Genomic DNA, 24,898 nt, shown 5'->3' with positions numbered 1-24,898 from the left:
CCGCCCTGGTGGTGAACCTCCAGTCGGCAGGGCATGATGCCCAAAATATCCTTTTTGGGTGCCCAGAATGAGCCGCGAGACCAAAACCGTTAAGCTGGACCAGCTCCAGGCCCTCATTGAGGCCGGTGCCATCCTGGATGCTTTTATCATCGAGGACCAGGATGGCCGCTTTCACGTGCTCTGCCGCTCAGTCAAAGGCGTTGACCACCGGATCGAGACCAAGCGGGGTGAGCTCAGGTCTTTCAAGACCCTCGACACCGCCGCTCGGCTGCTGCGCGACCTGGGGATCTCCAAAATGCGGCTGCATATGTGTGAATTCGCGCCTGGCAATATCCCGTTACTGCGCTGACGCAAGCGTAGGCCATATGGCACTGGGTGAACCGGTGGCAGAGGTATTCTCTTTGTCAGGTATTCGGTCGCCTAAAAGCGCACTTTGTCAGGTATTTGGGCGCCTATGATGGGCTTTTTTGTCTCTATTGCGCCCGAAAGCCTGACAAAACGCCTGATGATGGGCGCGCTCACCCCTGCTTTTGCCACAGATCGAACCTCAAAAGATACGTTATGGTCGTGAGAGGCGGTCTTATGACCAAAAGCCGCCCATAAACCTGACATTGAAGATGTAGACTCGGTCTCACTACCAGTAGTCAGGCTTGATTGCCGGTTTCTTTTTGGTCGGCACGCGATCAGGGAGCTGATGAGCCTCTAACTCTGCCACTGTGACCCTGCGCCTCATCCAGTGCGCATGATTCTGCAAAGAGCCGGGTGCTACGCGCTGAATACCTTCTCGGTGAGGCAGGATTACGCCCAGCCTCAAGTCAGGAAAGTCTTCTCGAAGTGCTTGAAGTGCAGGCCCCATATCGGTGTCGGCTGATACCAATATGAGCTGTTGAATACGCTGATTTTGGGGCTGAGAGGCTTGTTTGACGGCCATGCGATACATGCTCAGGGCAATATTCACGTCCGTTTCTTTTTCTTCAAGCTTCCAAATGGCCACCTGGTCCTGTCGAGACGGCGGAGTGTTTGGGCAGACATATCGGGGGGCTTTGGCTGGATCTAACTGATGCCGGCCGGTGATAACCTCGACACCCTGAGCCTTCAGCACGCGGATGTAGGTATCCTGCGCTTGCTTAGACAATAGCCCGCGAGTTGCCAGCTTTGGTTGTACCGGAGCTGTGAAATAATGAAACGTCGCCGGTACGCACTCAGGGTTCTCAACTTGAGCAATGTGCGATAGCAGGGCAGGCAGGTCTAGCCACTTGTACTGCGTGTTGGCCAGTAGCCCGTAAAAGAGGTTATATCCGTCAATAAAAAACGCGGTGCGCACAGTACATCAGTCCCTGGATGCGAAAAAACCGGCTCGTAGGCCACTGCTGTCCCATAGTTTTTGATCATAAAGGGATCCTCATTTGAGGGTCCCTTTTTTCTGGCTTTAGTGGAGGAGGATTAAGCAGCGCCCAAAGGGGTATGCGCTCGAACAAGCTCACCTGAAGTGTTCGCATAATGCGTTGTACGCTCCAGCCTTGCCGAGCGCTGTAGCGAGCAAACGAGAGCAGTAGATAGCAGATCATGGCGATCCAAATCTGCGTCAGCACAGCATTCTTACTGTTACCTAAAAATGCCTTTATCTTCAGATTCTGCTTGAGTGCTTTGAAGAAGAGTTCCACCTGCCAACGATCCTTATAGATCGCCGCAATCGTCGTCGCGGCCAGCTTGAAGTTGTTGGTGATAAAGCGGAAGTGTTTACCGCTTTCCGGGCAGTTATACCCTACCAATCGAAGCGTGGGTGCGCCCTGTTTTTGCGCGTGCTGACTGCTCAACTCAATCACTTGATCGTACTCAACCGACGTCTCGGCACGTACTGGATTCGATTTCTGCACCTGATAAACAGCTTTGGGCCTCAGTCGCGTAACAAAGCTAACCTTTTGTTTTGTCAGCTCTCCATACCAGCGGTAATCAACATAGCCCTTATCAAAAGCCACGATACTGCCTGCCGGAAAGGTGAACTGGCGCCCCTGAATCAAATCGCCTTCCCGTCCATCACTGAGCGCAACGAACTCGGGAATTAAACTGGCGTTGTTCAGGCCAGTATGCAGCTTTACACCAGCTTTTGACTGATGGATTTTTGCCCAGGGGAAAATATTCAATGACAGATCGATGGTGCTGGCATCGAGTGAATAAAGTGGATTTTTGAAGCGAAATTTATGCGCATTTGAACGCACAGAACAGCGCTGCAAAAGCTTATAAAAGATGGCCTCATAGAGCTCGGCAGGCTGCTGCTCATTGAGGCGGGCGAGGGTTGAGCGAGCAATCGGCTTGGCTCCGAGGTGGTAGAGTTTATGCCGCTGACTGGCGAGGCTAGACTCGATGTCGCGAAGACTTTGTCGGCCAGAAATCTGGGACATCGCAATGCCAATGAACTGATCCCAGCGTGAAGCTGAACGGAGCTTTTGCCCCACATGATGCTCACGAGCCGTTCGCTCAAAATCGTGTCTGGACAAAGGCTGGAGCAACTGATGAAACGCGGTGTTATGATGAGACAAAGCCTGAATCCTTTGTGAGTAGAGTGTTTGGTCGCACTCTCATTTTACTCACTTGGATTCAGGCTTTCTCATTTTCTGCCATTTATGGGACAGCAGTGGCTCGTAGGCCGGTTTTCTCACCCTAACAGCCAGCGAACTGAATTGCTGCGTACAGGGTTAAGTAGTACTTAACATATTCGCCTCTATGCGCCCCCCTGTCAATCGTGAGGTGCAAACAGTTTTTGGTATCTACCCGCAGACCCTGCTGCGGGTTTGCGTCAGCCGGCGCTCTTCCGCTGGTGACAGCTTCAACTTGTAGGTTTTCATGACGCGAGTGAACCGCAGCACGTACTGGCATTGGTTTGCCGGCGGTAGCCACTGATCGGGGCCTTTTGCGCCCTTCTGCCGGTTCAGACTGGCCTCAACACTGAGGAGGTTTGCCGGGTCATTCGCAAAGCGTTCACGCTGCGTGGGCGACCAGCGGTTAGCACCTCGATCCCAGGCCCACTTAAGGGGTAACACATGATCGATATCGATCCTGCTGGGGTCATGGATGACGGCGCCGGTGAAGGGCGAAATCCAGCGACCTGCTACAACCCGGCACTCACGTCCTGTCTTGAAGCGCACCTGTCCGGTTGACTGAGCGATCAGTGCTTCATGCCTGGAGTTCTGGCAGTCGCCATCCACGTCGGCCCATCCTCTCCCGAACTGTTCGCGGCTGTAGCCACTGCTGGTCGTCGGTGTGTTGCTGGATGATGAACTGGAGTTGCTGCTGTAGCTCTATGGCAAACGGCCCCCGGCTCGAAGACAGGCATCCAGGGAGCTGAATGGTTTGAAGCGTTTTGTTCGTTCATAATAAGAGCTGTTCTGGTCGTGACAGATGCCGGACGAGGATTGTTTGACTGTGGTGGCGTGGCTTGTGGCAGCAAAGGCAGCTGTAACAGCCAGGAGTGCAAAGCGCTTGAGCATGAATCTTCCTTGAAGTGATATCCCTATGATCACATGAGGCAATGATCATAGTTTCATTTGTGTTTTTGAAGTTCAAATAGGGTCATCGAAGTCATCTCTGATATGAATTTTTCCAGATAAGCGACCAGGTTTGCGGTTAGTTTTGGTGCTGTACCAGCGTAAAAACCGACGCCAGTCGTGTCCGTACACCCAAGGTTCACCATCAATCAGCGGCATCGTTTGGCCGGCCATCCAGTCCCAGAGTGTTTCTCTCAGTTCTGTCGGCAGTTGGTCGATGTCCGCTGCTCGAACCAGACCAACGCTGTTGATTGTGATTTTCGACAGAGCTGTCTGGTATGAACTATTTTGATCCTCATCATTATTCAGCCAGGCACTGTCTTCAGCATCCCGCTCTAAAGGGTTCGGTGTTTTGCCCAGTAGGTCGTCGAGTGATTTTTCATCTGACATCGGGCTGGCCTCATTTGTTTATTTGATCAAATGATCATTTAATTAAATCTTCAATTCCCTGGATCACCAGGTCTCGTATTGAGCTATCGCGATCCAGTGCTGCCTGTTTAAGCGTATCCGCCCATAAATCAGCCCCTTTTTTCCAGCCACTAACCGCCGCACACTGATTCCATCGTCACCTACGCGAGGAATCCAGCATGAACTCAGCCGAGCGCACTTACCACTGGCAACAGCACATTGAACACTGGCGTGATACTGGGCTATCCGGCGCTGCCTTCTGCAAACAGCAATCGCTGTCCTATCACCAGTTTGTCTATTGGCGCCGCAAGCTCGAAGGTACAGATGATGCGACCGATACCGAGCGCTCACCAACACCCGGCTTTGCTCGCGTCACCCAGGTGGCCGCTTCACCGCTATCGGATGATCTGACCCTGAGGCTTCCGGGTGGCATGGCCATTACAGGCCTGCATGCCGGTAATGTTGACCTGCTCGGTGCAATCCTGAGGCAGCTCTGATGAAGCCACGGTATCTGCGTCCCTCTCGGTCCATGCCCGAGATCTATCTGTACCGTGAGCCCATTGATTTTCGCAAGCAAGCCAATGGCCTGGCGGTGCTGATTGAGCAGGAGTTAGGGCGTAGCCCCTTCACTGGTGCCCTGTATGCGTTCACCAACCGGCAGCGTAACAAGATCAAGTGCCTGATGTGGGAAGACAACGGTTTTATCCTCTATTACAAGGCGCTGGCCGAAGAGAAATTCAAGTGGCCCAGCCCGGCTGATGAGCTGATGCCGCTGACCGGCGAGCAGATCAACTGGTTGCTCGATGGTTATGACATCAGTCTGCTGCAAGGCCATAAAACCGTACATTATGAGGCCGTTGGATAGCGGGTTTTGGGTGCTTCAACTGGCTGTTTTTGATATAATTTTGCCCATGAAAACACAGCCCGAAACCACCTCAAAGATGCCTGAACTCAGCGGTTTATCGACCGCTGACTTGCTGTCGATGGTGGCTGGTCTACAGCAGCAACTCCAACATCAAGAGCAGCATATCCAGAAGCGCGAGCAATACATCCTGCTGCTGGAAGAGATGCTGCGCTTGCAGCGCATCCAGCGGTTCGCGGCCAGCAGTGAAAAAACGGTCCACCAGATCCACCTCTTCGATGAGTCCGAGCTGGAAGCCGAGATCGATCAGCTGCGGGATCAGCTCCCGGATGATATTGAAGTTGCTGAAGACGATACTCCTGCTGCCGCGTCTACACCCAAACGCCGTCAGCGTGGCTTCTCTGATAATCTGCTGCGTGAGCGCATCGAGCTGTGCCTCAGCGATGAGGAAAAAGCTGGGGCAGTGAAAACCTTCTTCACCAAGGTCAAGGAAGAGCTGGAATACATCCCGGCTCAGCTCAAAGTGCTGGAATACTGGCAGGAAAAAGCGGTGTTCGAGCAGGACGGTGATGAGCGTATCCTGGCCGCGGCTCGCCCGACACACCCGCTGGGCAAATGCATCGCTACTCCGGCCCTGCTGGCTTACCTGATCACCTCCAAATATGCCGATGGCTTGCCGCTCTACCGTCAGGAGCAGATGTTCAAGCGTCTGGGCCATGAGCTGAGTCGCACCAGCATGGCCCACTGGATCATCCGTCTGGATGAGGTGTTCAAACCGCTGATCAACCTGATGCGGGAAGCGCAGAACAGTGCGGCCTACCTGCAGGCCGACGAAACCCGCATCCAGGTACTCAAAGAGGATGGCAAAGCTGCCCAATCCGATAAATGGATGTGGGTGACCCGAGGCGGACCGCCGGGCCAACCGTCCGTCCTGTTCGCCTATGATCCCTCCCGAAGTGGAGCGGTGCCCGTGCGCCTGCTCGATGACTTCAAGGGTGTGCTGCAGGCGGATGGTTATTAACCCGGCGGTAGTTTATATCTGATATAATACCTGCATGAATACAGACGCACGCAAGCTCAGCCCAGAGCAACAGGAACTTCTCAGGCAGAAGGCGATTCGACTCCGCGAGAAGGGTAAAACCTTCCGGCAGATCGGGCTGCTTCTCGACGTTCATCCCGACTCTGTTGGCCGCTGGTATAAGCGCTATCAAGCGGGTGGTGCCGAGGCTATCGCTGTTCAAAAGCGCGGCCCCAAAAACAAGCCTCGACGGTTGACCGAACAGCAGGAACAACGTGTCATCGAGGCGATTCGTGACCAGATGCCCGACCAGCACAAGCTTGGCTTTGCGCTTTGGACACGGCGCGCGATTACTCAGTTGATCAAGCAGTTCTGGGGCATTGATATCCCGGTGCGCACGATGGGCGATTACCTCAAGCGCTGGGGCTTCACGCCTCAGAAGCCATTGAAGAAAGCGTGGGAGCAGAACCCGTCCCGCGTTGACGCTTGGCTGAAGGAGGAATACCCGCAGATTCAGGCCCGTGCCAAAGCAGAGAATGCCCAGATTTTCTGGGGTGACGAGACGGGTATCAAAAACAATACCCAACACGGTCGGAGCTATGCACCAAAGGGACAAACACCGGTGCAGCCTCTGCCGGCCAAGCGTGTATCGCTCAACATGATCTCGGCGATCACCAACCAGGGCACTGTACGATTCATGCTCTATGAGTCGACCATGACCGCCAAGGTCCTGAAGAAATTTCTGCGCGCGCTGATCGAATCGACGCCCGGCAAGGTCTTTCTGATCCTGGATAACTTGCGGGTACACCATGCCAAGGTCGTCAAACGCTGGTTGGAGCGCAAGACAGTCAAACGCTATCTGGAAGTATTCTTCCTGCCAGCCTACTCCCCGGAGTTGAATCCGGATGAATACCTCAACTGTGACCTGAAAGGCATGGTGCATAGTGGGCCTGCTACTCGCTCTGTCGACGATCTGAAGAAGCGCACGCGATCATGCATGCTGACGCTTCAACGCCGTCCTGAACGAGTGAAAAAATACTTTGATGCAGAGCATATCGCCTATGCTGCATAGTCGACATAAATTTCCGCCGGGTTAATACTCCGGTTATGAACCGATCTGTTCAGCCAATAAGCTGACCCGCATTGGCTGCTGGGATCACGCCCGCCGCAAGTTCATCGAAGCGACCAAAGCGGCCAAGCCGGCGGGTAAAGGCAAACAGGCCAAGCTGTCCAAAGCGGATGTGGCACTCAGTCACATCAACAAACTGTATGCCATCGAACGTCAGATCAAGGACCTGAGCATTGCCGAACGCTATCAGATCCGTCAGGCATCGAGCCTGCCTCGACTGGAAGCGTTCAAGGCCTGGCTGGACGCCAACGTGGGTCGCGTGATGAAAGGCGGGTTAACTCGCAAAGCTATGGAATACACCCTGAACCAGTGGCCCACCCTGATCGGCTACTGTGAGCGGGGTGACCTGCACATCAGCAACGTGCTGGCCGAGAATGCCATCCGTCCGTTCGCCGTGGGTCGCAAGGCCTGGTTGTTCGCGGATACCCCGCAGGGCGCTCACGCCAGCGCCACCTGCTACTCCCTGATCGAAACGGCCAAAGCCAACGACCTGGAACCCTCGGCGTACATCCGGCATGTGCTGGAGCGTATCGCCAACGCCGACACACTGGAAAAGCTGGAGCGACTGCTGCCCTGGAATGTTGAACTGGAGCGGACTTCAAAAAAAGTGGCGCAGTACAGTTAAGGGCAAGTGGGTCGTTTTAACGGCGTGTACGTTTAAGCTTTTTGTGCAGTTCCTCGGGGATGTTTACGTTGAGGCGCTTCTGCTTAATCTCTGTGGTTGTTGCTACATCAGCTGCATCGATGTGGCTTTTGGCTTGTTCGGCAGCTTTGGCTTTCTTTGCTAAGCGTTCTGCTGATACTGATGTTAAATTGCTCATTGCTTCATTACCTCAAATGATCAATTGATCATTCTTCGTAGTTCTACCAAGGCTTCTCGGATGGCTTCGATTTCGACTATCGCTTTCTCATCGCTTGCCTCAAATACGGATAGCCCAGCTTCTTCTGCGTCGTCGTAAACGTTACGAGAAAAGATCACGGGGTCCAGTGCAGGTAGCCCAAACTGGTCGGCGACTGCTTTTGAGTCCAAGATCCGCTGCACCTGGCTAGGTAGGCTGGGAGCCTGAGAGACGACTACCCGTGCGATCAGGTCAGGATTAACCAGCCGGCTTTTTTCCACCAAATCCGAAACGTAATCGAGGGTTTTAAGGTCTCGGCGTTTCGGGCGTGTTGGGACCAATGCAATGTCTGCGATGACCAAGGCGCTTCGCAGCTCCTTAGTATCACGACCGCCACAGTCGATGATTAGAGTCCTGCCGGTGGATGCCAGAGCGAGTGCTGTTTTGAAATGTCGCCAGTCATGGCTTGGCAGTCGATCGGTTCAACCTTGCCGTTCTCATGCCGTTGCTCAGCCCAGTCAGCGGATGTCTGCTGCGGGTCGGCATCAATCAGCATTACCTGCTCACCGGCGCGTTGCAGGGCTACTGCGAGGTTTTGTGCCAGGCAGCTTTTGCCGGAGCCGCCTTTCTGTCCACCAATCGTGATAATCATGCTTCATTCCTTCCTTGTTTGCTTTGTGTATCCCAGATGCTTTATCTGTGCTTTGCACGAACTTTTCGAATGCAGGATCGGCAAACTGCCACACGCCATGTTCCGCACTGTAAATGGCATTCACGGTATTACTTTTGAGACGATTGAGTGCATTCTGGATCATCGAATTCTTGGTAGGATCGAACTCCGGGTACAGCTGAAGTAGCTGCGCCTTACATTGCTCACTGTAAAAGCCTTTGTGTTTGCCACGTGAAATCATGATGAGTAACGCCCTGTCCATGGGGTGAAGCGTCTGCCAGACCTCACTAAACAACTGGTTTTCTTCTTCGATTAGGCTATCCGCGAAGCGTGACACGCCTTCATCGATATCATGCACTTCCTCCAAAGCCATTCGTCTGAGTAGATCGGTAAAACGCCCCGGCGCCCGGGCCATTGATTCGAACACATCATTGGCCCTGACTGCATTGAGTTGGACACCTCCAGTGACACGCTGGAATACCGCCAACTCGAACCTGACGAAGTGCTCATCCAGATCGGGAAAGTCCAGCGTTGAGCTGGCGTTATAAAACGGGGCTTTGGTTCGCTTAAATAGTTGGGCCAGGCCCTCCTGGCTGGAGCCTGTGAAGATACCTTTGATCTTTTCATCGGAACGCGCCGTCATAAAGCTGCGCAAAGCCGCGGTAAAGTCGCCGAAAGCCGGATCGGTCGCCAGATGCTGAACCTCATCAAGCAACAGTAAAATCGGTTTACGTGTTGCCTCCAGCTCTTCGAAGGCAGCTTCTGCAATTTTTTTTTCGGCCTGTTTCTTCTGTGGTGAAAGCTCCATCGACAGATCGTTACCGAACAGATTCAAGCTGGCTTTCAGAGTAGATTGACTGAGCAGATTGGTAAACCAGCTTTCCTGTTCGCGGCGTGCCGCCATGACAGCCGTTGCAAACGCCATCGCGGGTGATGCCTTGTCGCGCCAGAAATCGACATATACGACCAGGATGCCCTGTTCTTTCGCAAGCGGTGCAACATCACGTTGAACAAACTCGGTTTTCCCACGCTTACGCGGCGCAAAGATAGTGAAGCGCTCGGCCAGCCCTACCTGGAAGCCTTTCAGGATTTTGTTGGCCAGTTCGGTACGAGGGTAGTGCCAATTGGCATGAATAGGATCGGCCATTAAAAATCTCAGCGGGTGCCATTAGTATAACTTAGTATCTTATTTAACAATTATTATATCTGATACTAAGTAAGAATAAAGGGCATAATGCTGATCCGCCGTCCACCGACCCGAACAGGCTGATGCCTTCGAGGCCGTATGAATACTCCGACGACTCATTAACCGATTGGTATTGTGCGCAGGTGCCGCTCGATGGCCGCGATCATGGATTGCGTCAGCGGCAAGTGTGCTTTTTCTTTCGCCCATACCTCATGGAAGCCTGCAACGGTTTCCTTGGCGGTATCCAACACCCACTTTTCCGGCAGCATCGCTTTAGCAGCCAAGTGGGACAGCTCATCCAGCGTGAAGTCACTGAACTTTTTACTGCGGCTGACCTTTAGCGCCGCACTATCGTCAGGGAGATAGGGAATGGTCGAAACAAAGTCATACGCAGGGGCAATCGAGACTGTGCGGGTGTCTTTGTAGATCACGGACCAATTTTTCAAATGCATATCCGCATTGCCTATCAGCGTATTGAAGACCAACCGGCGGGTAAATTCGGCAATGTCCTCGTCTTGACCTTCTAGGGGTCAGCTCACGAAACGGAAAAAATCGTACGCTAAGACCTCTGCAGTGTTCGTAACGATCGGTACTTTCCTTGTTCGACCTGTTTGTCCTGCTGCCAGATATAGTCGCCGGTCAGGTTGATGTGCTCCCAGCCCAAGGGAGAAAGATGCCGCAGAAGCGTCTCGTCGATATCCCGGCCGTCTTCGCGCAGTGCTTGAACCGCCCGCTCCATATAAACCGTATTCCAAAGGATAATAGCGCTGACGACGAGATTGAGTCCGCTTGCACGGTAGCGTTGATTCTCGTAACTGCGATCGCGGAGTTCACCGAGCCGGTTCAGGAAGACGGCACGAGCCAGCGTGTTCTTAGCCTCGCCCTTATTCAAACCAACCTGCACGCGGCGACGCAGTTCGACGTTTTGCATCCAGTCGAGTGCGAATAATGTTCGCTCAATGCGGCCCAGCTCGCGCAATGCGATCGCGAGGCCATTCTGACGCGGATAGCTCCCGAGCTTGCGCAGCATCAGTGATGCGGTGACAGTGCCCTGCTTAATCGATGCCGCCAAACGAAGGATTTCGTCCCAATGCGTCCGAATGTGTTTTACGTTGATGCGACCGCCGATTAGGCCTGCGAGTGTCGGATACTGTTTTGTGTCACCATTTATGTACAGACGACGGTCGGCTAAATCACGAATACGCGGGGCGAAGCGGTACCCAAGCAAGTGCATCAAGGCGAACACATGATCGGTAAAGCCAGCCGTGTCCGTATAGTGCTCCTATATCCGAAGGTCGGACTCGTGGTACAGCAAACCATCCAGAACATGAGTGGCATCGCGAACAGTGGCGTTAATGACCTTGGAATGAAACGGCGCGTACTGGTCCGAGATATGCGTGTAGAACTGTACGCCCGGCTCCTGACCGTATTTCAAATTTACATGGCCAGCAAATTGACCGCGACCGCCGGCTTTGAAGTTCTGGCCATCCGATGATGACGTGGTGCCATCACCCCAGTATGCGGCGAACGATTGGCGAGAATGAGCGTTGACCAGGCTCCCCAATCCCGCTGAATACGTTTCATCGCGTATGTGCCACGCCTGGAGCCACGTCAGCTTAGCGTAGGTGGTGCCAGGGCAGGACTCAGCCATCTTGGATAGCCCCAGGTTGATCGCATCAGCCAGGATCGTCGTGAGTAGTAGCTGTCGATCCCCAGCGGTTGCGCCGCTTTTGAGGTGAGTGAAGTGTTGCGTGAAGCCCGTCCAGTTATCGACTTCCAACAACAGTTCGGTGATCTTCAAGTGCGGCAACCGACTATAGGCCTGTTGCATCAGCGCTTCCGCCGCATCAGGCACGGCGTTGTCCAATGGCGTGATTCTTAGGCGGCCCGAGGGTGAGATACCTGCATCGGGTAACTGGTCGGCGAAGGCCAGGCGTTCTACGGTGATCAACTCCTGGTCCAGCGTTGCCAATCGCGATTCCAAGTAGTTATCGCAATTCGTTTCAACCGCCAATCCGAGCTTTCGATCTTCACGCTGACCCTCGAACCGTGTCGGCGGCAACAGGTAATCCTCGAAATCCTTAAACTGCCGCGAATCCTGGACCCAGATGTCCCCGGAACGTAGCGCATTTTTGAGCTCGGATAGCACGCACAGTTCATAGAAGCGTCGGTCAATTCCGTCCGGTGTGTACACCAGACTTTCCCAGCGCTTGCGGATAAAGCCAGTCGGGGCGTCATCCGGCACTTTACGAGACTGGTGCTGATTCATGTTCTTTAGCAGCTCGATCCCGGCGTGTAACTCGCGCGCCGCCGGTGCGGCCTTCATATCCAGTGCATCCAGAAGCGTCGGCGTGTAACGCCGCAGCGAGTTGAAGCCACTACCAATTAAAGCGAGGTAATCGAAGTCTTCTGACTGGGCCAGCTTTTCCGCTTCGGTGATGCTTGCACTGAATACCTCCCATGGCATGATCGCCTCAATGGCGGCATACGGATCGCTTCCGGTCTGTTTGGCATCGAGCAGTGCGCGCCCAACACGCGAGTACAGACGTACCTTATTATTAATTTCCTTGCCGGAGCGCTGGAAGCGCTCAGCATGTGTACGCTTGGCCTTGCTGAACAGCGAGCCCATAAAGCGATCATGTAGGTCAATGATCTCGTCAATCAGCGTGGCTCGTGTATCGAGTATGATTGCCACTAGTGTGGCGTAGCGACGGCTCGATTCAAGGTCCCGCAAGTGCTGGGCGGTCATTTGCCCGCCTTCACGGGCGAGCTTCAGCAGACGGTTCTGGTGGATGGTATGTTCAAGCCCAACCGGGAGGTTGAGCTCGCGCACGGTCTGTAATCGTTGGAGGTGGAACAGAATATGTTTGGGCCTCGGTGGTCCGGGAGACTGGCGCAGCCAGACGAGTGCACTACTCGACATATCCTTGCGAATCGCCAGCAACTGCTCGAAGGCGCGGCGATGCTGATTGGTCAATAGCGCGGTTAACGTTTCATACACGAGTCGGGTGCCTCGCGTGAGCGCTTCGCTGCACATGCGTTCGATGACATCCAGCGGCGGCAAAATGATGCGTTGTTGTCTAAGCAACTTGACCAGCGCTTCAGCCAGAACGATGCCGCGATCCGTTTGTTGGGCCAGGTCGACAATGGAGTCAATAAACCGCCGGTAGTCATCGCCGCTGAGCGAAGACAGGTTCAACCAGGCCTGCAATTCGACCAGATGCTCCCGTCGCGTTTCAGGCCTCTTGGCGTAGCGCGGCCAAATCTCAGGCCCAATGCTCAACTGCTGGCCGATGAGCGTTAATAAGGAGGCTGGTGGCTCGGCATTGGTGGGTAGCGCGATACCGGGATAGCGCAGATAACATAACTGGACCGCGAAACCGAATCGGTTGTGCGGGCCACGCCGCTGCCGAATCGCCGACAAGTCCGATTCGGAGAAAGTGTAGTGTTGGATGAGCGTGTCGTCCGTCTCTGGAAACGAGAGCAAGCTATCCCGCTCAGCGGCGGTCAATAGGCGACGGCGGGGCATAGTCAGTCAACCGTTTTCAGGTATTGGTACAGCGTCTCGCGGCTGATGCCGAATTCACGGGCCAGCGCCGCCTTTTGTTCACTGTTTGCAACGCGCTGCCGGAGTTCGACGATCTTTTCGGGAGAGAGGGCTTTCTTGCGACCGCGATACGCTCCACGCTTTCGAGCCAGTGCGATGCCTTCGCGCTGCCGCTCGCGTATCAATGCACGCTCGAACTCGGCAAATGCGCCCATGACGGAAAGCATGAGGTTGGCCATCGGCGACGCTTCGCCGGTGAAAGTCAGGCTTTCTTTGATGAATTCGATGCGGACACCCCGTTGGGTCAACGTGTGGACCAGGCGACGCAGGTCGTCAATAATGTGGGTTCGCCTCGGTGTTTGCGGGCCGCTACATCTATTCGCATTTCAGGAATTTTGTCTATGGGGGCCTAGCAGTCTGTCGGATTAACGGGGCTCGTCGGCGTGCCAGAGCTCTTTATCGCTTTCAATGATCGCCAGACAGCCATCACATGACGTGTGCAGCCGCTTTACTGTTGCTTAACCCCATGCGGCCGTCAGAGGCACGTATTTCAAGCATTGGCTGTCAGCTCACCACTAAGCGATGCATACGTTTGATATTCCATGCCAGGGTGGCCAAACGCCACTCACCACTAACCTTGTCCAACCCTCGGAGTGAGAACTGCCTGAACCCCATGACGTGCTTGATGATGCCGAACACGGGTTCCACCGTATGCTTGCGCAGCGCATAACGGGCCCGTCCCGCCTGTGTTTTCAGGCGATAGGCCATCTGCTCAACAGGGTCATCACTGTCGGGGGCTACCGGCTCGGCTGCAAAGCGCTCGAAGAGCGGCAAGTGGTGAACGTCTCGTTTCATGGCAATAAGAGGCTCAATACCCTGCTGGCCGCACACCTTAACATTCTCCGCACTGAAGTAACCGGTATCCGCCAGCAGATGGGCCACCTTGCCCAATGAGGCGGGTAAGGCGGTCAATGCGTTCAGCAGTGGCATGACTTGTTGTTTGTCATTCGTCGCTTGCGTAACGTGGACAGAGGTTACCAGCATGCTCTCAGTATCCACCGCTGCCTGGGCGTTATAGCACTGATCAAAGCCCTTACCCGTGACCGGCATGATGCGGGACTGTGGATCCGTGAGATTCACCTGATCCTGATCGCGTGGGCCACCCATCGGGGGTTTGGGATCACGCCCACGTGGCTTTTTGCCTGCCTTTCGCTGTGCATCGCGTTTGGCTGCTTTATCCTGGTAAGTGGTTTGTTCTGCGGCATCCCGTTCTTGCGCACGGGCTTCGATTTTGACCTTCGCCTCTGCAATGGCCGCCAGGCGGGCTTCACGCCGAGCAATCTCGGCCGGAATGTCCATGCCATCACTCGTGACATCGTTGTCTGCCGCCTCGGCCCGTTGGATCAGGGCGTTTACCTCCGTCTTGAGCTGAGCCTCCAGCTTCTTGGCATGTCCATAGGACAGCGCCTTGTGCTTGCTGGCATTGGCTTTAACCTTGGTTCCATCAAGGGCGATAGTGCCGAACTTGAGCAGCTTCATCTCGCGCGCCAGCAACAGTACCTGAACAAACAGTTGCTCCAGCTCAGATAGAAAGCGACGGCGGAACGTGGCCAGCGTATCGTGGTCGGGATGGGTGTTCGCGGCCAGGTAGCGGAAGGCAATCGAGTCGTAGGTGGCGCGTTCGATCTTGCGGCTGGAGATCACGCCAGTGGCGTAGCCGTAGACCAGCAGGCTCAGCAATACCGCAGGATGATGCGCCTTATGGCCTCGACCAGCGTACTGTTGTGTCAGCGCAGACAAGTCCAGCTGTTCGACCACATCGACGACAAAGCGCGCCAGGTGCTCGTCAGGCAACCACTCATCAACTGAAGGTGGCAGCAGATAGTCGGTCTGGCGGTCTACTGGAATAAAGCGGCTCATGATGATGTTCCGGTCGTAGCTCAATGACAGGTGGATTATCTCACAGGGCTATCGAAAACCCGACAGACTGCTAGGGAGCTACTATACTACCTGAATCAGTGACTTCACCCGCTGTTGCAGCACCCAGCACTGAAGACGACCTCGCTCTTTAACACAGCTCGATCTTATCTAACGTGTACCGGGTTAATCTACGCCACTGCAGCATCGATCATGCTTCTCACCGCAGTATTTCGTCTCGATTCTGTCTGCAGGCCAAGGCATACCCTGCCATGCATGGCGCTCGGGCGTGTGGCTATTTTGAATGGCTGTAAATCCGACAGTCCGGATCAGGCCAGCCCGTAGACGCGACTGAATGCCCCGAAACCGGGACAATGTCGTCCGAAGCGCAGGTGGAGACGACGACCGCTGCTGACTAAGCGACAGGCCATATACATCAGTTCCTGAATCACGGTTTTCAGCCGCCGACGCTTGGCCGGATGACGCACCGGTGCATCCGGCCCCAATAGCGCGTTCTGTCCCATCCAACGCAGTATGTTGTAGCCCAGTACGGCAAAGGCTATGACCAGGTCGTTGGTATCGAACTTCCCTGACGGCAAACGTTCGAGATCCAGATCAGTCTTGAACTCACTGTGGAACTGTTCGCTGGTGGCGTGATCCTGGTAGAGCGCAATGACCTTGGCGTTATCTGCTGCGTCCGATGTGAGTGAAGTCGTCCAGCCCTCCAGGCTGACCTCCGGCTCCAAAAACAGCTGTCTTGAACTGTCACTCTGGCGCACCGTCACCTTGACGATCAGGCGGTCGTCCGTGCCATCCAGCGGTTCGCTTACCAGCGTTTCCATTTTGCCCGGTCGGGTATGGCACCAAAGTGCGCCGGCCGCATGAGCCTTGTCGACCCAGGCCAGTCCATCTTGTGAGCGGGGGTTCCACTTAATCAGGTAGTCTGCCCCGTGCGCACGGAAGTACCCCCGGTTCTCGGCGGCATCATGGGCGCTGTCAAGACGTACCAGTAGCGGTGCATCGGTCAGCTCTCGGACTCGAGGCAGCACCCGGTCGAGGGTGTGAATAAACTCTTTATTGGCATGTTGGTTACCCGGTCGCAGCTCACAGCCCAGACACCAGCCCTCCGTGCCCAGGTAGGCCGCGATGGGGGCATAACCGTCATGCCCCTTGTAGGTATAGGCCACGCCCTCTTTTTTACTGTTGCTGTTGTCCATGGGAAACACGTCCATATCCAGTGGCACGTGCCCGGTGGTGAGTGTGCCGATAGGCACCGAAGCGTTACACAGAAACTCGACGCTGGCCTCATCCAATAACGGGATCAGTGCGCGGGCATCTTCATCAAAGCGCTGACGCAGCCGGGCCGATGAAGGTGATTGCTTGATGCCCATGGCCGCTTTGAAGAAGGGATCATGGCGTGCGTGCTCGACCGCTTCGAAGTCGCTCTTGCCAAGGCAAATCAACCCCAGGTAGGTACGGATGAGGTCGATGTTGGCGATGCCATGGCGCTTGACGATGGAGCGCGAGGTCTTAGCCAGAGAGGTCATCCTGTTCACGCTGTGCCCAACCAGCGCCAGACCACCGTGGGGTGTGATAATCTCGGTTTTTGACTGTTCAAGCTTGAAGGTACGCATAGTCAGATATCACTGCCTGGGTGAATCGAGAATGGCGTCCATATTACCGCCGCAGGCCGCGTGGTTACAGTGTTGTAGAGGTGTGAGTGGGGTTGTAAGTCACGGAATCAGGTTCTTCAATTACCCCAACAGCATTAATCCAATATGATGTAGTCATTCTACCGCCGTTATACCCTATGCAAAACTCCATGGGCTTATTGTAATTCTCATATATCTTATGATCTAAATCACTACAAAATGGCCCATCATCTGCTGCATAGATAAAACCAGAAAGAAATAAGTTAACTATTATTAAATTGATAATCTTATCAAGCATGAAAAACCTATTTTTTTAGATGCGATGCATATTTATAAAATGTTTTTTAAAACAACAACTTTGGAAATTCCCCAAAATTGAAAAATACAGGGATCTAATATTTTTTATCAAGTGCTGTATCAGGTTCCCTAAAATCCCACCCTCCCTCTTCGGATCACTTTCCGAAAAGTAAAACTGAAAACCACGCTCTGGAACCTTGTTGGGTACCCCCACCCCCTTATTCATCCATGGCGCATTGCGCGCTAAACGAAAACCTTGCGACATCCTCGCTGCAAGGAAATTGAAACAGGCGCTGGAATGGCTGCAACCACGCCAGCACCCTGACCCTAACCGTCTAATAGGAGACGATCATGGCTAACACCGATACTAGCACCACCACTGGTTTTGCCAACCCCCTGAACGGCTTTATTCGTGAACATGACGGTACATTCAGGACCAACAACACACTGACGGCTGATCAGATTATCCAAGCCGGGCGTCAGCTTGTTATCGAGCAGTTCAGGGACAAAGAACATAGCGCCCTCACATCTCCAAATGCTGTTCGTGAATACCTCGGCGCACGGCTTGAAGGCATGGAGCAAGAGGTGTTCATGGTGCTGTTCCTAGACAACCGTCACAGGATCATCACTGATGAAGTCCTGTTCTACGGAACCATTAACGCCGCATCAGTTTACCCTCGAGAGGTCGTCAAACGGGCGCTGGTCCACAACGCCGCTGCACTGATCGTGGCTCACAACCACCCGTCCGGAGATTCAAGCCCGAGTCGAGCCGATATTCAGATCACCCAACGGCTGAAAGATGCCCTGGCTTTGGTCGATGTCAGGCTACTCGATCACATCATCATCGGCTGCGGTAGCAGCCACTCGCTAGCAGAAAGCGGCGATTTATGAGCTCCTCCCCGAAACGTCACTCCACACAACCTACCACCACTCGAGGTAAACCCCATGGCTAAGGTCATTCAGGGCTGGCAGCTTATTGGCCAGCGAAATGGAAAACCGCTCTATCGCTACATTAAAGGTGACCACTGGTATTCAGGCCCAGCGCGTTCGCTGAAAAGCACAGTCCCCCCCCATAACACAGAGACATGAATACAACGCCCTACCAACGCTAACCATGGAACAGGCAATGAATCTAAAGCCTGGTGACGCCTGCCCCAAATGCAGAGGCAGCGGCATCTACCGCTGGCACGATTCAAGTCGACGCCGGGTCGGAAGTTCAACGTGCTACTGGTGCAATGACGCGCGCACTGGTGGCAACAGACGGGGGAAAGGCTGGATTGACCAGCGAGACCTGGTCTACATTTTCGGCGCAGCTGCCGAAGGACGCTTGAACCTGACGATCAGCGCCTAACGCTGCCAAAACACTTCATTAGCCCCTGACCGAATCAAGGCGTCTTGGGGGTAGTCTGTTTTAGCGTCTTCCGGCGGCGCGTCTGCCGCCGCAAAAACAGGCGTCAGCGGTGCGGCGCGGCGCGTCATGTCACATGGCTTATAACATGGGTGATCAGGCAGGGTAGAATGAGCATCAGCGGGACACGGGACCCTAAAGTCCCGTGTGAGCCACTGACATCCTTACTGGCTAGAGCAGGCCGAACAGCTTGCACAGTAGCTCAGTTGCACGCAGCTTCACACTGGCAGTGCTATCAGGGCTATGGATAATTCCCTTAAGCTCTACGAAGAGCTCATCCCTTACAGCCCATTGCTCCTGCCGAAAGCGCTCCTGCTGGCGCCGGATGCCTTCCTCAATCGCCGGATGCTGTAGATAACGGCAAGCCGTGACCTTGGCTCCAGGCCCATCAGAACCGCCTGCTCGCACATAGGCAGCCGCTGCACTGCGGGGATCAGCAGAGTATGTATCAATGAAACGCTCTTGAAGTGCGGTAAGTGCCATGTCAAAGCATAATATTAGATATTTTTAATATTATAGCCTATTTAATTCATCATGAATAAAACTTATGGCAACCACAACGAGAAAGGTACCAGAGCAGGTACCATATACCGCTTGCGCGCAGCAGGATTATGGCACAAACGAAATAACGCATTGAAATATTGGTAAAAAATGGCGCGCCTGGAGGGATTCGAACCCCCGACCAACAGGATCGGAACCTGCTACTCTATCCAGCTGAGCTACAGGCGCGTAATAGAAGTGTTTGCGGGCCATATAGTACGGATCAGAACCGTGTTTGCCAAGTGAATTCTAACGCCTCTGCAGCCCGCCGGGTGATCCTTGCGACTAAAAGGCAGGTATAAAGTGGCGCGGGAATGCTTCAACTCAATTTCCGTATGGGCTTTTTTGCCGGTATAATCCCGGGTCAGATTTTTGTGTGCGCAGTCATGTCTGCATCAGGTCCTGCCGCTACGGCATCTTCGACCATCAGCCAGGCATCGCTGCCCCGCCAACTTACCAAGTGATGAGGTCGTGACTGTGAATAAATTTGCTGCAAAAGCTGCATCTGCACTCTGCGCGTTTGGTCTGGGCATGGCCCTGACTGTATCGGTTCAGGCTGCTACTCCTGCTGAAGAACAAATCATCGAGCGCATCAAGCCTGTCGGTTCAGTTTGCGTTGAAGGCGACGAGAACTGTGGCGGTGCTGCAGCTGTTGCCGCCGCGGGCAGTTCTGCCGGTGGCCGTTCTGGTGAGGATGTATACAAGGCCAGCTGTGCAGCCTGTCACGGCACCGGTGTACTGGGTGCGCCCAAGTTTGGCACCAATGAGCTGCAGCTGCGCCTTGACGAGAAGGGCATGGAAACCCTGCTGACGCATGCTCTTAATGGCTTCAATGCCATGCCACCGCGCGGCACCTGCTCTAGCTGTTCCGACGAAGAGATTCAGGCCAGCATCGACTACATGCTGGAAAACTGATACCTCTCGAGTACTTGTTTTGCACAGGGGCTGCTTCGGCGGCCCTTGTTGTTTCTGGTCGGCACGGATAGCCGACCCAATCTGACTCAAGGATGACACTCATGTTCAAACCCGCCTCTGCCTTGTTGCTGCTTGGGCTTCCTTTCGCTCTGCAGGCAGCCCAGGCTTCTTCGCACACTCCCATGCTTGCCACCTCAATTGGTCCTGACGTAGTGCAACCTGAAAGCTTGCATGACTGGCTGGTCAGTGAAAAATATGATGGTGTGCGTGCCTACTGGGATGGTCGTCAGCTCTACAGCCGCAGTGGCTATCCGATCAACCCGCCCGCCACAATTACGCAGAACTGGCCCAACACGCCACTGGAAGGCGAGTTATGGATTGGCTATGGCCGTTACAGCGAGGTCGCGGCCCTGATCAATCGCCACCAGACAACCGCTGATGACTGGGAGAATGTGCGCTTCATGCTGTTTGATCTTCCGCACTGGCCCGGCAATTTCCGCCAGCGCTTAACCCGGCTTGAGGCCCTGATTTCGACAACTGAAGCCGACAACCTCGTGACAATTCGCCAGCACAGCGGGTTGGATCAGCCGGCTCTGGAACGATTGCTGGATGTGACAGTCAGCCGCGGTGGTGAAGGGCTGATGCTGCACCGGGCCAGTGCCTTGTATCAATTCAGCCGCAGCACTGATCTGCGCAAGCTGAAACGGCACCAGGATGCCGAAGCCGTTGTAGTGGCTCACCTGCCGGGCAAGGGCAAATACACAGGCATGCTGGGTGCCTTGCTGGTCGAGCTGGAGGATGGCCGTCGTTTTCGCCTCGGTACCGGCTTCAGTGATACCGAACGGGCCGAGCCGCCTCCCATTGGCAGTCAGGTCACCTTTCGTTATGACGGGTTGACCACGCATGGGCTGCCACGGTTTGCTCGTTTTCTGCGAATACGTCGATCGGAATGACATCGCTCAAGCTCAGGGTATGCCTGGATATGGTTTTCATTCACGGGGTAACGTAGGATCAGTGTCTGTAAGCCCGACCTCTGAATGCGATAGCCATGACTCTTTCCAACCTGACCACCTTCCCCTTACGGCTGGGCAGCACTCTGCTTTTGCTGTTGCTCAGTCTGCCGCTGACTGCACAAACACTGGTGCTGGCCCAGATCAGCGATCGGCCCAAGAAGGATTTTCGCCAGCTGCGACCGATGGTGCAGTTCATGGCAAAAGCACTTGAGGCAGAGGGCTTCAGCCGTGGTGAAGTGCGCCTGTTTCCCGACTATGAACAGTTGAGTGCCGCCATCAGAGCCGGCGAGGTTCACTGGGTGACTGAAACACCGCTGACCGCTGCCCGCCTGGTGCAGGCAGATCTGGCGACGCCACTGCTGCGTAAATGGAAACGGGGCCAGCGTTCCTACCAGAGCCTGATCTATGTGCGTGCTGACAGTGATATCAACACACTGCAACAACTGAAAGGCAAAACAATCGCATTGGAGCACCGGGACTCTTTCAGCAGCTACCTGCTGCCCCTGATGGCGTTACAGGCGGAAGGACTCAAGCCCGTCGAGCTGGACAAGCCCGGCCAGCCCACTCCTGCCGATCAGGTCGGTTACCTGTTCAGCCGCAATGAGAAGAACAACATTCTTTGGGTAGATAAGGGGGTCACGACAGCAGGCAGCGTGAACGATGGTGACTGGACAACAGCCGGCCGCCTGCCTGCCGGTTTGACCGAAAAGATGCGAATTATCCACCGCTCGGAACATTATCCACGCGCATATGAACTGGTAACGTCTGCGCTGGCCCCTGCTGCTGCCGAAGCATTGGCACAACAGCTGCTGACACTTGATGACGCGCACCGCTCACTACTGCAGCGCTATGAGCAGACCCGTCGCTTTGAACCTGCCAGCCAACAGGACCTGGATCTGCTGCAACAGCTCTCTACCGGAATAGCACCATGAAGCCACTGCGTTCACTGGCTGATCGACTGACGCTCAGTTTTGCACTCGTTGCCTGTGTGCTCGTTACGATTTTGATGCTGACCCTGCTGTCGGCATTCGGGCGTTTTAATCAGTTCACAACAGAAAGCGGCCAGCGTCATCTGTCCGAGGTGCTTAAAACTCAGCTGGAACAGGATGCTGCTCTTCTGACCGATACGCTCAGCGCTCAGCTGGATATCCCGTTGTATCATCTGGACCTGACCGAAATCGGCAAACAGCTGCGGCAGGTACAGGCCCAGCCGGGGCTTGATTACGTACTGCTGTTCGACCATGAGCTGAAACTGGTACACGACGGCTCCGAAGCAGTGGCCGATTACGGTCGTCCACTGGAAAGCATCGACCAGGTGCCGGGCGATGCTGAACAAGCCTGGGTGGACAGCACCCTGCACCTGTTCAAGCCGATACAGGTCTCCAACCAGACCATCGGCCAGCTGGCACTGGCGGTGGACTTTACCCGCGCGCTTGAGAATCTGACCGCTCACAGCAATGCAATCTCGTCAGAGGCTGCGCAGAAGCAGCGGCAGCTGGCTGGCCAGCTGGTGATGGGGTCTGTAATCCTGTTGCTGCTTGCGCTGCTGTTTACCTGGCTGTTCTGTCGCCGTCTGTTCCGCCCACTGCGTCAGTTGGCGGATAAAAGCCTGCGCTACGGCGAAGGTGATAAAAGCATCAGCTTCAGGCTGGAACAAACAGATGAACTGGGGCAGTTGGGCAATGCATTGGAGCAGATGCGGCGCAGCCTGGAACAAAGCCATCATCAAACTACCCAGCTGGCCTATCTGGACAACCTGACACAACTGCCCAACCGCCACTGGTTCCAGCAATCACTGGAACGGCTGCTGCAGTATTCGGAGCGCAACGGGCAACGGCTGGGTGTTGTCTTTATCGATCTGGATCACTTCAAGGAAGTGAACGATACCGCCGGTCACGACATGGGCGACCTGCTGCTGTTCGAAGCCGCAGCGCGGTTACGCAACTTGTTGCTGGAGCTGGATGTCTGCGATCCGGAAACCGGTGAAGTACTACTGGCACGCCTTGGTGGCGACGAATTCGTAACGCTTTATCCCGCACCCGAGCGCAGCGACCAGGTTGCCGAGCTGGCTGGCAAGGTCGCCGCGACCCTGGACCAGCCATTCCTGATCGATGGACGCTACTTCAACATCTCGAGCAGTATCGGCATTACTCTGTATCCCGATGACGGCGCCAGCAGCAGTGAAATTCTGAAAAATGCCGATATCGCCATGTACGCGGCCAAGCAGAGCGGACGCAACCAGTACGCCTTCTTCTCGCCACAGATGAACCAGGAACTGTACGAGCGGCTGGAAATACTGCAGGGCGTTCGCACGGCACTGGCAGAGTCCCAGTTTCATCTTGAGTACCAGCCGGTGATTGATCTGCGCAACGGCCGTATCCGGGCCGCTGAAGCCCTGCTGCGCTGGAATCACCCCGAACAGGGGCTGATTTCACCGGCACGTTTTATCCCGTTGATTGAAGACTCGGATCTGATGGAGCCGGTTACCCGTTGGGTCGCTCACCAAGCCATCCATGATCTGCTTGTGCTGCAGGCGCTTTACCCGGGCTTTGCCATCTCGATCAACATCTCCGGTGCCGCACTGCATCAGGCCAGTACCCGAACATTCCTGACTGAGCTGATCCAGGCGCGGGGCGTACCGCCGCACTGCCTGAGCATTGAGCTGACCGAAACCAGCATGATCCGTCATCTGGATGACTGCCGCGATACTCTCACGCAGTGGAAAGATGCCGGCATCAACATCTGGATCGATGATTTCGGTACCGGCTACTCCTCTTTGAGCTACCTGCATCAACTGCCGATTGATGGCCTCAAGATTGATCGCAGCTTTATACGTGAGCTGAGGCCCGAATCTGATCACTCGCTGGTGGAGTCGATCGTGACTCTGGCGCGCAGCATGAAGCTGAAGACCGTTGCCGAGGGGATCGAAACAGACTCCCAACTGGCGTGCATCACTGCATTGGGCAGCCACTATGGTCAGGGCTTTGGCCTCTATCGCCCCATGCGCTACTCATCTCTGAAACCACTGCTGGAACAACAATGCACCGAAACCTCCTCCTGAGCGGCCTGCTACTTGGCGGCCCGGCACTGGCCATGGACATTGAGCTGAAAACCGATCTGGAATACAGCCGCAGCCCCGAAACCCGTGATATCCAGTACAAGAAAAGCGGTGCCTTTGATGAACTGGACGTAAAGCGCAAAACCCGCTGGGAAAGCAAAACCCTGCTCACACTGGGATTTTGGCAAGGTGAGCGCTGGACGTGGCAGGGTCGAATGGGGATGAACTACCGCCGCACACAGGACATAAGCCTGGAGTTTCGTGAAGATGGTTCACTCAAAAACGACAAGAGCCGAACCGAGTGGCGTACCACTCCCGTTATCGGCGCCGGTTTTCGTTACGACATCGGCCGTGCCTTGGGTGGTTATCACTGGACGCTGGATGGCTATCACGACCGCTTTATCGATGTGGCCTATAAAGCCACCAGCGTCGCACCGGATGCCACACCGCGCAGTGGTCGCGGTACAGGGTATGAGTCGAAGTTACGTTTGAACGCTGAGTATATGACACCGGTCAGCAGCCTGTTTCTGCAGCCCCGGCTGGAGGTAAAGCATCAGTATTTCAGCCAGTGGCATGACAGTGCCCGTGAGCGTGACGAAGCAGCAGAACAGGAGCTGCAGTACGAAGCCAGCCTCTGGCTGAACTGGATCCCGCCGCTGGATGGCTGGGAACTGACTCTGGGCCCTACCTGGCAGCTGGAAGACAAGGCGGAACGAGATCGGGACAGCCAGCAATGGAGCTGGGAAGACGAAGAGCGCTGGCTGGGACAGATCCGACTGGAATACGAATCCCCCATGCCCGGTTTTGAATTCGAGTTCAAGATCGAGCGCCACCTGAACGGGCCTGATCGACGCGAAATGAAATATCAGGCCGAGCTCAGCTACGAGTTCTGAG

Annotated in this window: 24 protein-coding genes, 1 tRNA gene and 3 pseudogenes; 12 read left to right on the top strand and 16 right to left on the bottom strand. The window is 54.8% G+C overall.

All coding sequences use genetic code 11. The features are described 5' to 3' along the window. Positions 1-67 precede the first annotated feature (67 nt). Positions 68-349: a hypothetical protein gene (locus CFI10_RS00375; RefSeq protein ID WP_206837810.1), complete on the top strand. Its 282-nt coding sequence runs from the start codon at positions 68-70 to the stop codon at positions 347-349. A 285-nt stretch (positions 350-634) separates the two neighbouring features. Here the strand turns inward: CFI10_RS00375 and CFI10_RS00370 are convergent, their stop codons facing one another. The 4 genes from CFI10_RS00370 to CFI10_RS00355 all read right to left on the bottom strand — a co-directional run bounded on the left by CFI10_RS00370 (position 635) and on the right by CFI10_RS00355 (position 3,935). Beyond that, entirely contained in the window at positions 635-1,324 is a 690-nt protein-coding gene (locus CFI10_RS00370; protein ID WP_206837807.1) for an NYN domain-containing protein, read from the bottom strand. 64 nt (positions 1,325-1,388) lie between these two features. Continuing rightward, positions 1,389-2,540: an IS4 family transposase gene (locus tag CFI10_RS00365; protein WP_206837804.1), complete on the bottom strand. Its 1,152-nt coding sequence runs from the start codon at positions 2,538-2,540 to the stop codon at positions 1,389-1,391. Positions 2,541-2,768: 228 nt separating this feature from the next. Beyond that, positions 2,769-3,206, bottom strand: a complete 438-nt coding sequence (locus tag CFI10_RS00360; RefSeq protein WP_206837801.1) for an HNH endonuclease family protein — start codon at positions 3,204-3,206, stop codon at positions 2,769-2,771. A 354-nt stretch (positions 3,207-3,560) separates the two neighbouring features. Continuing rightward, positions 3,561-3,935, bottom strand: coding sequence for a hypothetical protein (locus CFI10_RS00355; protein ID WP_206837796.1), 375 nt, complete (start codon positions 3,933-3,935; stop codon positions 3,561-3,563). Positions 3,936-4,132: 197 nt separating this feature from the next. Between CFI10_RS00355 and tnpA the strand changes: the two genes are divergently transcribed. The 5 genes and pseudogenes from tnpA to tnpC (CFI10_RS00330) form a co-directional block, all read left to right on the top strand. Beyond that, complete coding sequence (gene tnpA / locus CFI10_RS00350; protein WP_206834810.1) at positions 4,133-4,450, top strand: IS66 family insertion sequence element accessory protein TnpA; 318 nt, start codon at positions 4,133-4,135, stop codon at positions 4,448-4,450. Between the two features lie 32 nt (positions 4,451-4,482). After that, entirely contained in the window at positions 4,483-4,818 is a 336-nt protein-coding gene (gene tnpB, locus CFI10_RS00345) for an IS66 family insertion sequence element accessory protein TnpB (RefSeq protein WP_206834807.1), read from the top strand. 46 nt (positions 4,819-4,864) lie between these two features. Then, positions 4,865-5,833, top strand: a pseudogene (gene tnpC, locus CFI10_RS00340) (IS66 family transposase); the annotation flags it as partial. Positions 5,834-5,870: 37 nt separating this feature from the next. Next, the gene (locus tag CFI10_RS00335; protein WP_206837791.1) at positions 5,871-6,905 is read left to right on the top strand and encodes an IS630 family transposase; all 1,035 of its coding nucleotides are present in this window, start codon (positions 5,871-5,873) and stop codon (positions 6,903-6,905) included. A 25-nt stretch (positions 6,906-6,930) separates the two neighbouring features. Next, positions 6,931-7,587: pseudogene (tnpC, locus tag CFI10_RS00330) on the top strand (IS66 family transposase); the annotation flags it as partial. 16 nt (positions 7,588-7,603) lie between these two features. Here the strand turns inward: tnpC (CFI10_RS00330) and CFI10_RS00325 are convergent. From CFI10_RS00325 to CFI10_RS00280, 10 genes and pseudogenes are all read right to left on the bottom strand, one after another. Continuing rightward, positions 7,604-7,783 carry a hypothetical protein gene (locus CFI10_RS00325; protein WP_206837787.1) on the bottom strand — a complete coding sequence of 60 codons (180 nt, stop codon included), beginning with the start codon at positions 7,781-7,783 and terminating at the stop codon, positions 7,604-7,606. A 20-nt stretch (positions 7,784-7,803) separates the two neighbouring features. Next, positions 7,804-8,163: a P-loop NTPase family protein gene (locus CFI10_RS00320; protein ID WP_206837785.1), complete on the bottom strand. Its 360-nt coding sequence runs from the start codon at positions 8,161-8,163 to the stop codon at positions 7,804-7,806. 44 nt (positions 8,164-8,207) lie between these two features. Further along, positions 8,208-8,453, bottom strand: coding sequence for a nucleotide-binding protein (locus tag CFI10_RS00315; protein ID WP_206837780.1), 246 nt, complete (start codon positions 8,451-8,453; stop codon positions 8,208-8,210). Continuing rightward, positions 8,365-9,618, bottom strand: coding sequence for an ATP-binding protein (locus CFI10_RS00310; protein WP_206837777.1), 1,254 nt, complete (start codon positions 9,616-9,618; stop codon positions 8,365-8,367). The genes CFI10_RS00315 and CFI10_RS00310 overlap by 89 nt, the downstream gene beginning before the upstream one ends. 158 nt (positions 9,619-9,776) lie before the next feature. Further along, positions 9,777-10,163, bottom strand: a complete 387-nt coding sequence (locus CFI10_RS00305; protein ID WP_425270456.1) for a type II toxin-antitoxin system HipA family toxin — start codon at positions 10,161-10,163, stop codon at positions 9,777-9,779. A 53-nt stretch (positions 10,164-10,216) separates the two neighbouring features. Then, positions 10,217-13,186: pseudogene (locus CFI10_RS00300) on the bottom strand (Tn3 family transposase). 2 nt (positions 13,187-13,188) lie between these two features. Then, positions 13,189-13,533 carry a recombinase family protein gene (locus CFI10_RS00295; RefSeq protein ID WP_425270455.1) on the bottom strand — a complete coding sequence of 115 codons (345 nt, stop codon included), beginning with the start codon at positions 13,531-13,533 and terminating at the stop codon, positions 13,189-13,191. A gap of 235 nt (positions 13,534-13,768) precedes the next feature. Beyond that, complete coding sequence (locus CFI10_RS00290; RefSeq protein WP_206835339.1) at positions 13,769-15,124, bottom strand: IS1182 family transposase; 1,356 nt, start codon at positions 15,122-15,124, stop codon at positions 13,769-13,771. Positions 15,125-15,450: 326 nt separating this feature from the next. After that, the gene (locus CFI10_RS00285; protein ID WP_206837226.1) at positions 15,451-16,755 is read right to left on the bottom strand and encodes an IS1380 family transposase; all 1,305 of its coding nucleotides are present in this window, start codon (positions 16,753-16,755) and stop codon (positions 15,451-15,453) included. 64 nt (positions 16,756-16,819) lie between these two features. Then, a complete protein-coding gene (locus tag CFI10_RS00280; RefSeq protein WP_206837774.1) occupies positions 16,820-17,071 on the bottom strand; it encodes a hypothetical protein in 252 nt (83 codons plus the stop codon). A gap of 350 nt (positions 17,072-17,421) precedes the next feature. On the opposite strand from CFI10_RS00280, the gene radC reads away from it, so the two are divergent. Further along, positions 17,422-17,961, top strand: coding sequence for a RadC family protein (gene radC / locus CFI10_RS00275; RefSeq protein ID WP_206837771.1), 540 nt, complete (start codon positions 17,422-17,424; stop codon positions 17,959-17,961). A gap of 688 nt (positions 17,962-18,649) precedes the next feature. Here the strand turns inward: radC and CFI10_RS00270 are convergent. After that, positions 18,650-18,961 (bottom strand): terminase small subunit, encoded by a 312-nt coding sequence (locus tag CFI10_RS00270; protein ID WP_206837768.1) that lies wholly within the window; start codon positions 18,959-18,961, stop codon positions 18,650-18,652. Positions 18,962-19,130: 169 nt separating this feature from the next. Continuing rightward, positions 19,131-19,207 (bottom strand) — tRNA-Arg (locus CFI10_RS00265). A 288-nt stretch (positions 19,208-19,495) separates the two neighbouring features. Between CFI10_RS00265 and CFI10_RS00260 the strand changes: the two genes are divergently transcribed. The 5 genes from CFI10_RS00260 (at position 19,496) to CFI10_RS00240 (ending at position 24,897) form a co-directional block, all read left to right on the top strand. Further along, a complete protein-coding gene (locus CFI10_RS00260; protein ID WP_242530064.1) occupies positions 19,496-19,933 on the top strand; it encodes a c-type cytochrome in 438 nt (145 codons plus the stop codon). Between the two features lie 101 nt (positions 19,934-20,034). Next, on the top strand, positions 20,035-20,886 hold the full coding sequence (locus CFI10_RS00255) for a DNA ligase (RefSeq protein WP_206837765.1): 852 nt from the start codon (positions 20,035-20,037) through the stop codon (positions 20,884-20,886). Between the two features lie 95 nt (positions 20,887-20,981). Then, positions 20,982-21,878: a phosphate/phosphite/phosphonate ABC transporter substrate-binding protein gene (locus CFI10_RS00250; protein ID WP_091827484.1), complete on the top strand. Its 897-nt coding sequence runs from the start codon at positions 20,982-20,984 to the stop codon at positions 21,876-21,878. Further along, complete coding sequence (locus tag CFI10_RS00245; protein ID WP_206837762.1) at positions 21,875-24,007, top strand: putative bifunctional diguanylate cyclase/phosphodiesterase; 2,133 nt, start codon at positions 21,875-21,877, stop codon at positions 24,005-24,007. The genes CFI10_RS00250 and CFI10_RS00245 overlap by 4 nt, the downstream gene beginning before the upstream one ends. Next, the gene (locus CFI10_RS00240) at positions 23,986-24,897 is read left to right on the top strand and encodes a hypothetical protein (protein WP_206837759.1); all 912 of its coding nucleotides are present in this window, start codon (positions 23,986-23,988) and stop codon (positions 24,895-24,897) included. The genes CFI10_RS00245 and CFI10_RS00240 overlap by 22 nt, the downstream gene beginning before the upstream one ends. Position 24,898: the final 1 nt, after the last annotated feature.

This window comes from Marinobacterium iners, from assembly GCF_017310015.1.
Taxonomy (GTDB): Bacteria; Pseudomonadota; Gammaproteobacteria; order Pseudomonadales; family Balneatricaceae; genus Marinobacterium; species Marinobacterium iners.
The sequence above is the reverse complement of the archived record's forward strand: the minus strand, read 5'-3'. Positions and strand labels throughout refer to the sequence as shown.

Coding starts and splice junctions, on each gene's coding strand:
- CFI10_RS00375 (WP_206837810.1), top strand. CDS start 68: ATGAGCCGCGAGACCAAAACCGTTAAGCTGGACCAGCTCCAGGCCCTC.
- CFI10_RS00355 (WP_206837796.1), bottom strand. CDS start 3,935: ATGTCAGATGAAAAATCACTCGACGACCTACTGGGCAAAACACCGAAC.
- tnpA (WP_206834810.1), top strand. CDS start 4,133: ATGAACTCAGCCGAGCGCACTTACCACTGGCAACAGCACATTGAACAC.
- tnpB (WP_206834807.1), top strand. CDS start 4,483: ATGCCCGAGATCTATCTGTACCGTGAGCCCATTGATTTTCGCAAGCAA.
- CFI10_RS00335 (WP_206837791.1), top strand. CDS start 5,871: ATGAATACAGACGCACGCAAGCTCAGCCCAGAGCAACAGGAACTTCTC.
- CFI10_RS00325 (WP_206837787.1), bottom strand. CDS start 7,783: ATGAGCAATTTAACATCAGTATCAGCAGAACGCTTAGCAAAGAAAGCC.
- CFI10_RS00315 (WP_206837780.1), bottom strand. CDS start 8,453: ATGATTATCACGATTGGTGGACAGAAAGGCGGCTCCGGCAAAAGCTGC.
- CFI10_RS00310 (WP_206837777.1), bottom strand. CDS start 9,618: ATGGCCGATCCTATTCATGCCAATTGGCACTACCCTCGTACCGAACTG.
- CFI10_RS00290 (WP_206835339.1), bottom strand. CDS start 15,124: ATGAGCCGCTTTATTCCAGTAGACCGCCAGACCGACTATCTGCTGCCA.
- CFI10_RS00285 (WP_206837226.1), bottom strand. CDS start 16,755: ATGCGTACCTTCAAGCTTGAACAGTCAAAAACCGAGATTATCACACCC.
- CFI10_RS00280 (WP_206837774.1), bottom strand. CDS start 17,071: ATGCTTGATAAGATTATCAATTTAATAATAGTTAACTTATTTCTTTCT.
- radC (WP_206837771.1), top strand. CDS start 17,422: ATGGCTAACACCGATACTAGCACCACCACTGGTTTTGCCAACCCCCTG.
- CFI10_RS00270 (WP_206837768.1), bottom strand. CDS start 18,961: ATGGCACTTACCGCACTTCAAGAGCGTTTCATTGATACATACTCTGCT.
- CFI10_RS00255 (WP_206837765.1), top strand. CDS start 20,035: ATGTTCAAACCCGCCTCTGCCTTGTTGCTGCTTGGGCTTCCTTTCGCT.
- CFI10_RS00250 (WP_091827484.1), top strand. CDS start 20,982: ATGACTCTTTCCAACCTGACCACCTTCCCCTTACGGCTGGGCAGCACT.
- CFI10_RS00245 (WP_206837762.1), top strand. CDS start 21,875: ATGAAGCCACTGCGTTCACTGGCTGATCGACTGACGCTCAGTTTTGCA.
- CFI10_RS00240 (WP_206837759.1), top strand. CDS start 23,986: ATGCACCGAAACCTCCTCCTGAGCGGCCTGCTACTTGGCGGCCCGGCA.